Origin of the sequence: Halalkalibacter oceani (assembly GCF_023715705.1) — a bacterium.
GTDB classification, from domain to species: Bacteria; Bacillota; Bacilli; order Bacillales; family Bacillaceae_D; genus Halalkalibacter; species Halalkalibacter oceani_A.
On the sequence record NZ_JAMBOS010000012.1, the window covers coordinates 21,678 to 34,594 of the forward strand.

Sequence of the window (12,917 nt, forward strand, 5' to 3'; positions counted from 1 at the left end):
GCTTCACCTGCTGAGACATGACTATCATTAAAGGATATCGAGCCTTACAAGCAAGGCTAACAAAACTTGCAACAACAATTGAATGTTAACGGCAATTTGCGTATCTGTCGTGCTGACGTCGACATTTCTTGAATTTTCGACAACTGTTTTTTGATAGGTGATTTGTTTCATTTTCGTGCTTTGCAGTAATTCCTGCGTAATCTGCTCCGCTCTTTCACTGTCGGCAATCGAGATGCTGATCACGAGGGCAATCGCTGCCTGTAATGAGGCCTGAAGCGAAAGTGCCGCCTTCGTATCAGTCGTGTTGACCGTCACATCACAGGAGTCCTTAATAAAAATATATTCTTCGGATAGCTGCAATGTTTTGTTGACCTGATTTCCTTCCTGCGTCTCTCCCTCATTGTTATTGCTCAATGGATGACAAGCCTGAGGGTCGAGCGCTGACCACTTTGGTCTTTCTTCACTTGCACTTGCAGAATAAAATACATCTTGATTCATTGAATCTTCCTCCCTTCCGTTCTACTTCACTGTATGCAAGTTTTTCTCATGTGCTTGGTCTCTCTGCCGATGGCTTATCATCCATTTTTTTGTTTATCTTTTTTTATTCGTAAACGTTTTGACATTGTGGACGTTATTTGGACTTTGGACAAAGGTTCTACCCGGCTTCGGGCCACCGGTTTGCGTGGCAGGAGTCTCCCCCTGTGCCGGGGCGCTGCTAAAGTCTCTATCGCTTATTTGCACATTCTGATTAGCCAAAAAGTGTTCAACATCCGCCTGCATTTTTTCAACAATTTCCTTCACTTTGTCACGCTCGGCTGATGTTAACTCCACTGAAGAGTCCACATTGTACTTTTTTAGAACTTTGTCGACGACGATCTCCATGAGCTGCTGCTGATATTGTTCTGCCACTTGCCAACACCCTTTCCTTCGTTGTTTTCGTTTTTGCATAAATGGCATTATTACAATATGAAACAAGCACCACAAATGTGTTAGGCAAGCCAAAAAATAGAAGAAGCTGGAGCAAAAGGGTTTAAAAACCCTTTTGCTCCAGCCTTCACATTCCTAAGCTGTTTATTTTTTATCCTTATCGGAATCAGAATTCAATTCATCATAAAGATCTTCCTTCAGTTCCTCATACATTTCTTCCTTCATTTCATCCTTTAGTTCCTCATAGACTTCTTCCTTCATTTCTTCGTATACTTCTTCCTTCATATCATCATAAAATTCATCGCGTATTTCTTCCTTTAACTGCCTGATCCGCTTTTTGCGTGTTCGTTTGCCTTCTTTCTGATAATCGCTGCTAAACATGACGAGAATGGAAACGATCATCCCGATCATGATCGCCGCGAACGGTAAAGCGGCGATGATTGAAGCGGTTTGCAGGGCACTCAGTCCCCCGCCTCCGCTAACCAACAGGACGCTTGCCGTACCGGCAATCAAAAAGCCCCACAACATCTTAACAAATAAGCTCGGATGAAGACTGCCGTGTGACGTCATCGCTCCAAGGACGTAGGAAGCTGAGTCGGCTGACGTAATAAAAAAGATTAAAATGAGAATAACGGCGATAATACTCGTTATCGAGCTTAAAGGCAATTCCCCGAGCGTGGCGAACAGGGCGAGCTCAACATTTCCCATCACCAGCTCGCCAATGGGAGCTGCTCCGGCAATTTCGAGATTAAGCGCGGTGCCTCCAAAGGTCGTAAACCAAATTAATGCAAGCAACGAAGGGACGAGAAGCACGCCCGCCATAAATTCACGAATCGTCCGCCCTCGCGAAATTCTGGCAATAAACAGCCCCATAAACGGCGCCCAGGCAATATGCCATGCCCAAAAGAAAATCGTATTCGTACCAAGCCACGCACTTTCCGTAAACGGCGTCATCGTCAAACTCATCGCCGCCACATTCGTAATATAGCCCCCGAGTGTCGTCACAAAGCTTTCTGCAATAAACAGTGTTGGACCGACTGCGATGACAAAGACGAGCAACACAGTCGCAACAGCAAGGTTAATATTACTTAACACCTTGATTCCTTTATCAACACCCTTTGCTGCAGAAAACATAAACAGAAACGTGACAATAATGATGATCGTAATCTGGGTGAAAACAGAGTTCGGAATCGGTGAAATATAAGAGAGCCCTCCGGTAATCTGAAGAGCACTTAACCCGAACGTTGTCGCAACCCCGGTACATGTTGCAATAACGGCGAGAATGTCAATTGCCCGGCCGCCCCAGCCGTGAATCCGGTCTCCGATTAACGGATAAAAGGCGGAGCTGATCAAAGCAGGCTGATCCTTGCGAAATTGCACATAGGCAAGCGTTAAACCGACAATCGAAAAGATCGCCCACGGATGAAGCGCCCAATGATAAACCGCATATCTCAGTCCAGCCACAGCGGCAGCCGGGGTTTCCGGTGTATAGCCTACAGGTGCATCATGGTAATACAATACTGGTTCAGCTACCCCCCAAAAAACAAATCCGACGCCAATTCCGGCCGCAAACAGCATCCCGATCCACGAATACCATGTATACTCCGGCCGCTCATGCTGCTTCCCAAGCCTCAATTTGCCAAATGGGCTAATGGCGATTACAAGGACAAACAACACAAAAAAAGCAGTGGACAGCATATAAAACCAGCCAAATGTTTCAATCATCCAGCCTAGTCCGACTTCTGCTGCACGCTCTAATGAACCTGGTGAAAGTGCCCCCCATAGAACAAATAATCCTACAATGATGGCGGAAATAATCAGCACACTTCCAGGACGATTTCTGTCTTTTTCTTCCATTTCAATCATTCTTTTTCTTCCCTTCTCTCCATCCTAGCTGACAGCTTTTTAGACAGTTTAGTTTACCCTCTTTTACCTCGGATTGAAACCTTTTTCTTGCAGGATGATTCTTTTTTCCTCCCCATGCTGACTTGTCCCACCTATTATGCTTCACTGCTTCTATTTATATAACGAAGGAGGTGATCATATGAACAATGAGCAGGAATCCCGTCTCACGTTAACATTTATTGTCGGGGTGAACGAGAATGGCGAGAACATCATTCGCCGAAAAGCGCTGGCCAATGTCAAAGGAGATGCTACGGATCAAGAGTTGATTGCGCTTGCCGAGGCCCTCGTCTCTTTGCAGGCATACCCGCTCGCCGAAGCAACACGAACGAATCATTATTCCCTTATGTAAGACCCACTGACAAAGACTAATCAAAAAAGGAGTGAAACAAGTGAGCAAGCAACTTGAACTTTTGTTTGAAAACGAAACAGGACGCCAGGTGACCATCTCGCTTGATAATCCGCTTGAACCGGTGGATTCTGACGCCATTATTGAGGCCATGACAGCGATTGTCGAAGGAAATGTCTTATTCTCAAGCGGAGGAGATGTCGTCGCCATCCGCGGCGCCCGCCTCGTGGAACGCAATGTCGAGGACATTGAGCTTCCGCTATGACGCCCGTCGATCTATGGATTCCACTGCTCGCTGAATATGGCTTTCCTGTTGTGGTCACATTTTATTTGCTTCATCGTTTAGAGAAGAAGCTCGATAATGTCACAGTAGCAGTCGAACAGCTGCCAGGCAAGCTCAACATCTCGGACTGATTGGAGAGAGAGCCGCATCCGGTTTGGGAAACCAGCCCCCGGATGCGGCTCTCATTTTGTCAAAAGATAAGGATGTTCCGCACATTTTTTTATTTTGACAGCCTGTAATTGAAACAGAAAATTTTCTTTCCTGTATTTTACTGTTTTAGAAAAGGAATGTTCACGCACACTATCGATATGGAACTTCTATTACGATGACGGAGGAAGAGTGATGACGACGAATGTGAAACTGAATTCTTCAGAAATAAGCCTGCTATGGAATGATCGTCACAGTAATGATTTAACCAGCACCATGCTCAGTCAATTTTTGCAGCATGTGGAAAATCCGGTAATCGAACAGTTGCTTCAGGCGGCGAAAAGCAATTGCGACAATCAGCTGACAAAGCTTACTCATCTCTATAAGGCAGAAGGCTTACCCGTTTCGGAAAGTTTGCAGGCGGAGCTGCATGACCATACTTCCAAATTATACTCCGACCAATTTTATTTGTTTTATTTGAACAACATCGCCAAATTTTCGATGCAAACCTATTCTTTAGCTTTAAGCAACGCTTATCGCCATGACATTCGCCACCTGATGCACCAGGCTTTGAACAAAAGTATCGTATTGCATGATCAAGTGGTGAAAGCGATGGCTGAAACCGGTGAGCTGATTCGTCCTCCTGCCATCGAGCCACCAGCCTCGATTTCCTATGTGCAAATAGCTACTTTTGTCGATCGTTGGACGAATGATAGACGCCTTATGACGGCGTTAGAGATTTCTAATTTTTTTAGCAATATTCAAAACAATGTGCTCGGACGCTCACTCCTGATCGGCTTCAGTCAAGTCGCCCATGATACAGAAGTCCGCTACTATTTTATTAAAGGACGCGACATTGCTGAGAAACATTTAAAAATCTTTCGCGCCTTTTTGGACGATCATCATTTGCCAACTCCGGAAACATGGGATTGTGAAGCAACCTCTTCTACGAAGCCGCCATTTACCGATAAGCTGATGATAACCCATATTTTGTACTTAAGTGCGACCAGCATTTCCAACTATGGTCTTGCCATTAGTAGTGAGGCACAGAAAGATACGATCACCGCTTACACAAGACTCGCTGCGGAAGTCATGAAGTTTGCTCAAGAGGGCACCAAATTGATGATAAAACGAAATTGGTACGAACAGCCGCCGGTTGGTCCTGATCGGAACCGATTTGCGAAGCGTTAGCCTATGGAAAACGAACGCAAAGTGGAAGCGATTTTATGGAGCATTGCTTTTCCAGGCTTCGGGCAGCTCTTAAATAAGAAATACGTCAAAGGATTCATTTTTGTCACTCTTGAATTTGCCGTTAACGTCCAGGCGAGATTAAATGCAGCGATTATTCCCAGTTTTTACGGACAAGGCCAGACGGCTAATGACACCGTTAATTACCAGTGGATCATGTTTTACCCCTGTTTATACTTATTCTCGATGTATGATGCGTACCGGGATGCCCCCGGCCAGAGAATGCGCTATGCGGCAATTCCCTTTGCGATTTCCGCCTATTTCGGAACAGTCGGCGTGATTTATTCGCATCATGTTAAGATAGTTGGCTTTTTACTTGGGGTGATTTGGTCACCGATTCTATTTCATTTGACCGGCTTCTTTATTGGATTAGGTATACGTTTGATCGTCTTGACAATCATGAAGCCACAGTCATGATCCTTCACCGCATGCTGTGGTTTCGTTCATACATAGCTTCAGTCGCCAAATCAAACTGCTAGCATGTCAGCAGCGGGAGGGAGATTTTGTGTCTTGGTTTACTTTAAAAAAACGGTTGGCGATCCCAACAAAGCAGATGGATCCCGAAGAGCCGATCACGACGGTCATTCAACAAGCCGTCTCTTCCAGTGACTTTTCCCATTATCAATTGCTCACACCGTCACGTGCTGTATGGCTGTCGTTTTACCACACGCTCGTTGACAAAGATTCCTTACACGAAGAATTAATCAAAAAACTGCAGAGCAACCCGTTTTCCACATTGGAAGAAATCAAAACATTTGTGACATTGGGCACACTTCGGCTGTCATCGGATGCCAAGCAGGTCAGCGACGCGTTAATGAGAGGACATGTTTGTCTTCAGCTTGAGGAATGTGATAAGCTGTGTCTCCTTATTCCGATTCCGACTGATACAAAACGTGACATTTCGATCCCGGAGGTTGAGTTCAGCGTCGTCGGCCCGAAGGAATCCTTTGTTGAATCACTCGATGTCAACATTTTTTTAGTACGAAAACGGATTCCCGTCCCAGAATTACGAACAACTGAATTTATCATCGGAAATCTATCAAGATCAAGAGTGTGCGTTCTTTATATTGAATCAATTGCCAACGAAGCAAATGTGAGGACGATGATTCAGCGGGTCAGTGACATTCAGTTCGATCAGGTGATCGACAGCTCTTTCATCAATCAGATGATTGAGGATAACTCATTGAGCCCTTTTCCACAATTTATTGATACCGAACGGCCTGACCGGGTAGCCGCTGCTCTTTCGGAAGGAAAAGTAATCGTCCTTGTTGACGGCTCTCCGCAGGCGATCACCGGTCCAACGACACTGATTGAGTTTTTCGCTGCTTTTGAGGATTACTTTATGTCCTGGCATATCGCAAGCGTCTTACGGTCGATTCGTTTGTTTTCCGTATGGTTCTCGACTTTCGCGACACCTCTCTATGTCTCTGTGCTTACTTATCATGCCGAAATCGTTCCGCAGGATTTGCTGGCGACGATTATTCTTTCGCGAAGCGCGATTCCGTTTCCGCCGATTCTTGAGGCTCTCTTTCTTGAAGTTACAATTGAACTGCTGCGTGAAGCGGGGGCCCGGCTTCCGACAAAGGTCGGGCAAACAATCGGTATCGTAGGCGGGATTGTGATCGGGACGGCGGCAGTCGAAGCCGGACTGACAAGTAACATCCTGTTAATTATTGTCGCCCTGGCCGCGCTGGCCTCCTTTACGACTCCCGTCTACCGGATGGGTAATACGATCAGGCTCCTTCGTTTTCCGTTTATTATCGCCGCCCAGCTTTGGGGACTAATCGCCCTGGCAGTCCTGTTCTGTTTTTTGTTAGTTCATTTACTTACCTTATCTTCGTTAGGCCGGCCTTATTTGGCGCCACTTTATCCGCCAAGACTGGCTGACTTCAAGGATGCCTTCTATCGCCTGCCGTTCAATTTTCAATCAGAACGTCCGCAACAACTACAAACGAAAAAGTCGAAACGCTTTAATGCAAAAAAAGCGAAAAAGAAAAAGGATATCGATGAAGGACTCTAAGATGAAGAACAGACGGGAGTGGCCAGATTGCTTACTTGCAGGAAAGGGGAAAGGAAATGACCGAACACGCCAAACAATCCTTGCTTGTTCCGCCGTTTTTAGTGTTTTATCTGATTCATTCGATGCAAATCGGAGTTGGCATACTCGGCTTCGCCCGCTATATTGCCGAGGCGGCGGGCTTTCGGGCATGGATCGCCGTCATCCTGACAGGTTTGCTCTATCATCTCGTTATCTGGATGATGTATCACATTCTTACGAATAAGCAATCACATATTATCGAGATCAACCGCTTTTTATTCGGCAAGCTATTTGGACATGTCCTCAGCTTTCTCTTTATGATTTATTTGCTGTTTCTGGCGATTACCGTGCTGCGGACCTACATAGAGGTCGTACAGACGTGGGTTTTTCCTGATTTGCCGACCTGGGCTCTTTCCCTCAGTCTGCTTGTTGTTGTTTATTATGCGGTCACTCATGGCTTTCGTGTCGTTGCCGGCGTTTGCTTTCTCGGTGTCGTCATCCCGTTATTCTTATTTTTAACAGCGTTCGCTACGTTTGAGTTTGCCACCTACCGCAACTTACTTCCATTATTTGACACATCCTTGAAAGTACAGCTTGATGCTGTGATGACGATGACATTAAGCTATCTCGGACCGGAAATCCTGCTCGTCTTTTATCCCTTTATCCAGGACGGGAAAAGGTCGCAAAAGTTTGCTCATTTTGCGATCCTGTTCACGACGTTTATCTATTTATTGATCGCCATTTTATCGTTTATTTTCTATAGTGAAAAACAGCTAAAAACGACCATATTTCCTACATTAAGTGCGTGGAAGGTCGTCGAGCTTCCATTTATTGAACGCTTTGAATATTTAGGCATCGCAACGTGGATGTTTGTCATTTTGCCCAATATTACACTTGGCATCTGGGCTGCGAGCCGCCTGCTCAAGCAGCAGTTGAAGATCGCCCACCGCATCACGCTACCTATCGTAACAATTGTTGCCTTTGCCATTTCTCTGCTCTTTGAAACCCGCTCCTTGATCGATGGGTTAAACAATGCGGTTTCACTTGTCGGCCGTTATGTTACGTATCTCTATATACCCGTTTTGTTTATTTTGATGAAATGGAGGACAAGGAAGAAAACATGAGACGACAACTGTTTTTATTATGTGGCCTGCCTCTCCTGTTAAGCGGATGTGTGGAAACACTGATCCTTGATGAACTGCAGTTTATTCATTCAGTCGGATATGACTATGTCGACGAAGAAAGGGTAGAAGGTACGGCAAGTATCCCGATTTATAAGATGGAAGAACAGGTTGGCAGTGAAACGATTTCTGCGATTGCCTCGACAACTCGCGATGTTCGGCTGGAGCTGAATGCCAGATCCTCAAAACCGTTGCACAGCGGGAAGATTTCCTCGATTTTGTTCAGTGAAGAGATGGCACAAAAAATGGGAATCATGCAGATTCTTGATTCGTTCTCCCGCGATTCAGCTATCGGGATGCGAAATTTCATTTGTATCACCCGTGATTCCCCAAAAAGAATGCTTGAACTATCTTCTCCATTGGAAATCGACATCGCTGTCTATATTAAGGAATTAATTGAACAGAATATCGACCGGCAGAACATTCCAACTTCCAATTTTCATTTGTTTTTGAAACAATATTATGAGGATGGGCAGGATCCATTTTTGCCGTATTTAAGCTTGAAGGAAAACACGGTTAAAATTGACGGGGTTGCTTTATTTCAAGGAGACCGTTATGCCGGTAAATTGAATTTAGAAGAAGCATTTATGATGAAAATTCTGCTTGAGCCGTTCGCAAATGGAACCTATGAAATCTCGCTTCCCGAAGAGGGTGAATATGCCGTACTTCAAAATATTCATTCAAAAGCCCACTATCATATTGAGCCGAATACGAATACGCCCGAGATCAATATCGTTGTCAATTTTACCGGAAAATTAAATGAATACTCCGGCGGTGAGCTTGACAGTAAAACACTCACTGAAGTTGTCGAAACGCTAAAAAAGCAATTAGAAGATGATATTAAGGCGACGCTCAGGCTTTTTCAAGAAAAAAACATTGACCCGCTCGGGATCGGCAGCCGGGTAAAAGCGCGCAACTACGGCTTTAAGCTTGACGAGTGGAAAGCGTATTATCCGGATGCTGAAATTGATGTCACCGTAAACGTCAAAATTAAAGAAACCGGAATTCGTCAATAACAAAGCAAGTCAGACCGGTCCGGAGTTGGACTTACCGCTCTCCCGGCTACTTCTAGCCTTATCTTTGATCGGTTTCTTTTTCAGCAAGAAGCCGGTCAAGTTTTTTATTAATTTCAACGAGCTGATCCACTTGTCTTTTTCGGTTACCAAAAAACGAGATGATGGCAGCAAAAATGAAAAACAAAACAAGAAAGCTGACCAACTGATAAATGAATGAGCCAATATTGATATCCATCCCCAGAAAAACTCCCCTCACTTCTCAAGTCGTACATGTATCATATCAACGGCGGCGAAGGTATGTAAACCTTTATCAGCAAATGCAAATCAAGGGAAGATACCGGCGACGCGTGGTATACTACATGTAAGAAGCAGAAAAAGAGGTGAGAAAGATGACAGAGCCTGTTTATGAAAAAGCGACCTTTGCCGGGGGCTGCTTCTGGTGCATGGTTAAGCCATTTGATCAATATGACGGCATTATTTCAGTCATATCCGGCTATACCGGCGGACATACGGAGAACCCGACGTACAAAGAGGTCTGCTCGGAAACAACCGGTCATTACGAAGCCGTGCAAATCACGTTTGATCCTGCCATCTTTTCGTATCAGCGTCTGGTTGAAATCTTCTGGCAGCAAATAGACCCGACCGATCCAGGCGGACAATTTTATGATCGTGGCTCTTCTTATCGGACGGCGATTTTTTACCATTCCGAAGAACAACGAAAAATAGCGGAACAGTCCAAAGAACTGCTCGCCGCCAGCGGACGCTTCACCAGGCCGATCGCGACGGAGATTCTGCCGGCTAAACCGTTTTACCCGGCGGAAGAATATCATCAGGACTATTACAAAAAGAACCCGCTTCATTACAACCGATACCGGATTGGTTCCGGACGGGAAGCATTTATTCAAACACATTGGAGGGCTGATGATGAGTAAAGAAAGCAAAGAACAATTACAACAGCGTTTAACGCCAATGCAATATAAGGTTACACAGGAAAACGGGACCGAGCCGCCGTTCCAAAATGAATATTACGATCTTGAAGAAGAAGGAATCTACGTCGACATCGTTTCCGGTAAGCCATTGTTTTCATCCCGCGATAAATATGATGCGGGCTGCGGTTGGCCAAGCTTCACCAAGCCGATTGCCGATGAAGAAATTTTGGAAAAGCAGGACCTGAGCCACGGCATGCGACGGATCGAAGTGAGAAGCAAGGAAGCGGATTCCCATCTCGGCCACGTCTTCCCGGATGGACCCGGACCAAACGGCTTGCGCTACTGCATCAACTCAGCCGCCCTCCGCTTCATCCCAAAAGAACAACTCGACGAAAAAGGCTACAGCGCCTATAAGAAATTATTTGAATAGGACTTGTTCCAAAAGGTCGAACTTCACCTTTTAGAACAAGTCCGAAGCAGCGTACGAAGCCGCTGCCTTCCCTTTGGTGATCTCTGCGATACGGTGAGTGGAGTCTGCACAGGGGTTTAAAACGAGCAGGAAAGTGGGGTTCTTTCCTGCTCGTTTGTGCAGAACGGAACCACCGACTCATCTAGGACAGCCTTTTCGGCTTGCGAAGTCGTTACAGCTTTTTAACTCCCAGAGAGAAGTGGAGTGCTGTACCATGACAATAAAGTTATTTAGTTTTATACCTCCATCAAGCATGAGGCTGGGAAAAAGGTAGTTTTTTTACCGTTTTCCCAGCCTCTATAAGCACCTGTTAATTCAAGTTCACTATTTTTTCATTTGCTTCCTACTTTACAAGTAAAAAAATGCGTTTAAGAATGTTTAGTTAAATAAGAATTTAATTTCTTCATAAACATTAGATCAATGTCAAACTGGTAATAATTAGAAAGTACAAGAACTAACCCTTTACCTACATTAATTGCATTAGAATAGGCAAGATATAAGTTTTCTTTATCTACTTTTGACGTAATTGAAGCATACTCACCATACGCCTTTTCTGAGAGGTCATCTTCTAAGTTTTTTGTAGCGTTCAGCCAACGTTCTACATTTTTTTCACGAATCCTAATCAATTGTAAAACGTATTTTTGAACATATGTCAGACATTCCGCTGAACGTGCAATTTCCCCTCTTTTTAAAACGTTTACACCCATAAGCCATGCGTTAGCAAAGTTATTAAAAGCAAAATTGACATTCTCATTCGTCATTCTTTCCGGTCCTTCACCTTTTAGATAATCTAAACATGCTTTTAATTTTCCTGTTATATCGTAAATAAACATAGATTCTGTGTCAGGGAAAACGCCTGTGTCCTTAAATGTCTTAATAACTTCAATCTCAGATTCGGGCTGAAAATGAAATTCCCCTCTAATTAAGTTGGAAAACACGACAACTTCAGAACCAAACTCATTAAAAAAGAGTAAATCATAGGGGGCAATATTTCTAATCCATTTAGAAGACTCAAATTGTTCAATTTCTGTATTTTTTAAAAAGATATAGAACTCAACATCCGAATATTGGTCCCCTTCACCTTTTGTAAACGATCCATACATCATACATGCACATATGTGAGGATCACTCTGACACTTCTCTTTAATTTTTGTAATTACTTTTTCCTGTAATAGCATATACAAAATAACCTCCTAATTTTTTTATTCATTAAAGAGTCTTTTGCATATCTACCACTGGACAACATGAGCAACACATATCTTCATGCTCCTTTCTTTTATAACTTAATAATTGTACCAAATTTATTAACATTAGACACTACGCAGTAAAAAAAGCTTTATTATCAATATAACTTTATATTTCTGCACAGGTTCTTCTCTCTGGACGAGTAGCGTACGAAGCTACGGCCTCTTGAGCATAGCATTGCTTGAAGGTCATACCCCCTCTTCCACTGCTCTTCTCACTTCGTCTGAGGCTGCTCGCTTTCAACCACCGCCTTCAAGCCGGCAGCGAGCTTTGTTTTAGGCAGCGGTCCGATTTTCTCCTCATATTTCGCTCCACTTAAATAAACCGGCTTTTCGGTCAGGACCATCATTTCACTGACCTCGCGCATGAAGCCTGAAAATATTCCTAAAAATCGTATCATTTGACCGGAAACAACAAATGGTTTTTTCCGGTTTCCAGTCAGCTCGCGTAAGATGCTGATGATCTCCTGCCCGCTCGCCAGCTCTCCACCCGGAATGTTCCAGCATTGCTGATAGGCCTCACTGTGACGGGCCAGGGTGATTAAGGCCTTCGCTCCGTCCAGTGTATAAATAAATTCACGCTTGGTATTTATCGGTCCCACAAACAGCGGGCGTTTCCCACGCAGCATGGATGTAATGGTCTGCTGAAGGATCGTATTATCGGCATAAGGCCCGTAAAAATCAGCAAAATGAGCGATCAGAATCTCCGCTCCTTTTTTCTGCCACGATTCCGCCTCTTGCAGCAGCTGCTTTCGAAGCTGTCCTTTTTTCGTAACCGGCTCGCGCGCCGTCTCTTCTGTCAGCCATTGGCTTTCCATGCTGTAGCTGTATATATTATCAACGACAGCCAGCCTGGTCCCGCTTGCCTGTGCGGCCGAAAAGACAGCTGTAAACAAAGCGAGCAGCTCATCTTTCCAGTTTTGATAAGGAATATTTATGCTGATAAAAGCAACATCGACCATTTCAAATATTTGCCGTAACAACTTTTCGTCGCGCACATCCCCTTTGACGACCGTTACATTTGCCATTCCCTGAAACAATCGCTCTGCCTTTTGGACGTTTCGGCAAAATGCCAGCACCTCCGTCCCTTGCTGCTGCAATTCACTTACCAACGCATACCCCATGGCTCCAGTCGCCCCTACTACCACCGCTTTTTTCATCCTTATCTTCCTCCTTATTAACCA

At 44.6% G+C, this 12,917-nt stretch carries 16 protein-coding genes; 10 read left to right on the plus strand and 6 right to left on the minus strand.

Going from position 1 to position 12,917, the window contains the following annotated elements; translation table 11 throughout:
• Positions 1-27: 27 nt before the first annotated feature.
• The 3 genes from M3212_RS12440 to M3212_RS12450 all read right to left on the minus strand — a co-directional run bounded on the left by M3212_RS12440 (position 28) and on the right by M3212_RS12450 (position 2,793).
• On the minus strand, positions 28-498 hold the full coding sequence (locus tag M3212_RS12440) for a spore coat protein (protein WP_251194308.1): 471 nt from the start codon (positions 496-498) through the stop codon (positions 28-30).
• A gap of 93 nt (positions 499-591) precedes the next feature.
• Positions 592-909: a hypothetical protein gene (locus tag M3212_RS12445; RefSeq protein WP_251194309.1), complete on the minus strand. Its 318-nt coding sequence runs from the start codon at positions 907-909 to the stop codon at positions 592-594.
• 162 nt (positions 910-1,071) lie between these two features.
• Complete coding sequence (locus M3212_RS12450) at positions 1,072-2,793, minus strand: BCCT family transporter (RefSeq protein WP_434084048.1); 1,722 nt, start codon at positions 2,791-2,793, stop codon at positions 1,072-1,074.
• A 178-nt stretch (positions 2,794-2,971) separates the two neighbouring features.
• Here M3212_RS12450 and M3212_RS12455 point away from each other — a divergent pair, with 178 nt between their 5' ends.
• The 8 genes from M3212_RS12455 (at position 2,972) to M3212_RS12490 (ending at position 9,091) form a co-directional block, all read left to right on the plus strand.
• A complete protein-coding gene (locus tag M3212_RS12455; protein WP_251194310.1) occupies positions 2,972-3,181 on the plus strand; it encodes a DUF1659 domain-containing protein in 210 nt (69 codons plus the stop codon).
• Positions 3,182-3,221: 40 nt separating this feature from the next.
• Positions 3,222-3,443, plus strand: coding sequence for a DUF2922 domain-containing protein (locus M3212_RS12460; protein ID WP_251194311.1), 222 nt, complete (start codon positions 3,222-3,224; stop codon positions 3,441-3,443).
• Positions 3,440-3,592: a YvrJ family protein gene (locus M3212_RS12465; RefSeq protein ID WP_251194312.1), complete on the plus strand. Its 153-nt coding sequence runs from the start codon at positions 3,440-3,442 to the stop codon at positions 3,590-3,592. Before M3212_RS12460 ends, M3212_RS12465 begins: the two co-directional genes overlap by 4 nt.
• Before the next feature lie 211 nt (positions 3,593-3,803).
• Positions 3,804-4,799 carry a DUF3231 family protein gene (locus M3212_RS12470; protein ID WP_251194313.1) on the plus strand — a complete coding sequence of 332 codons (996 nt, stop codon included), beginning with the start codon at positions 3,804-3,806 and terminating at the stop codon, positions 4,797-4,799.
• 3 nt (positions 4,800-4,802) lie between these two features.
• A complete protein-coding gene (locus tag M3212_RS12475; RefSeq protein ID WP_251194314.1) occupies positions 4,803-5,273 on the plus strand; it encodes a hypothetical protein in 471 nt (156 codons plus the stop codon).
• An 88-nt stretch (positions 5,274-5,361) separates the two neighbouring features.
• Positions 5,362-6,876, plus strand: a complete 1,515-nt coding sequence (locus M3212_RS12480; RefSeq protein WP_251194315.1) for a spore germination protein — start codon at positions 5,362-5,364, stop codon at positions 6,874-6,876.
• 56 nt (positions 6,877-6,932) lie between these two features.
• Positions 6,933-8,018 (plus strand): GerAB/ArcD/ProY family transporter, encoded by a 1,086-nt coding sequence (locus M3212_RS12485; RefSeq protein WP_251194316.1) that lies wholly within the window; start codon positions 6,933-6,935, stop codon positions 8,016-8,018.
• On the plus strand, positions 8,015-9,091 hold the full coding sequence (locus tag M3212_RS12490; protein WP_251194317.1) for a Ger(x)C family spore germination protein: 1,077 nt from the start codon (positions 8,015-8,017) through the stop codon (positions 9,089-9,091). The genes M3212_RS12485 and M3212_RS12490 overlap by 4 nt, the downstream gene beginning before the upstream one ends.
• 58 nt (positions 9,092-9,149) lie before the next feature.
• Here M3212_RS12490 and M3212_RS12495 read toward each other — a convergent pair whose 3' ends face one another.
• Positions 9,150-9,326: a hypothetical protein gene (locus M3212_RS12495; protein WP_251194318.1), complete on the minus strand. Its 177-nt coding sequence runs from the start codon at positions 9,324-9,326 to the stop codon at positions 9,150-9,152.
• Between the two features lie 154 nt (positions 9,327-9,480).
• Between M3212_RS12495 and msrA the strand changes: the two genes are divergently transcribed.
• Entirely contained in the window at positions 9,481-10,023 is a 543-nt protein-coding gene (gene msrA / locus M3212_RS12500) for a peptide-methionine (S)-S-oxide reductase MsrA (RefSeq protein WP_251194319.1), read from the plus strand.
• Positions 10,016-10,450, plus strand: a complete 435-nt coding sequence (msrB, locus tag M3212_RS12505) for a peptide-methionine (R)-S-oxide reductase MsrB (RefSeq protein WP_251194320.1) — start codon at positions 10,016-10,018, stop codon at positions 10,448-10,450. The genes msrA and msrB overlap by 8 nt, the downstream gene beginning before the upstream one ends.
• 407 nt (positions 10,451-10,857) lie before the next feature.
• Here the strand turns inward: msrB and M3212_RS12510 are convergent, their stop codons facing one another.
• Both M3212_RS12510 and M3212_RS12515 read right to left on the minus strand, forming a co-directional pair.
• Positions 10,858-11,667, minus strand: a complete 810-nt coding sequence (locus tag M3212_RS12510; protein WP_251194321.1) for a nucleotidyltransferase domain-containing protein — start codon at positions 11,665-11,667, stop codon at positions 10,858-10,860.
• A gap of 281 nt (positions 11,668-11,948) precedes the next feature.
• Positions 11,949-12,893 (minus strand): SDR family NAD(P)-dependent oxidoreductase, encoded by a 945-nt coding sequence (locus M3212_RS12515; protein WP_251194322.1) that lies wholly within the window; start codon positions 12,891-12,893, stop codon positions 11,949-11,951.
• Positions 12,894-12,917: the final 24 nt, after the last annotated feature.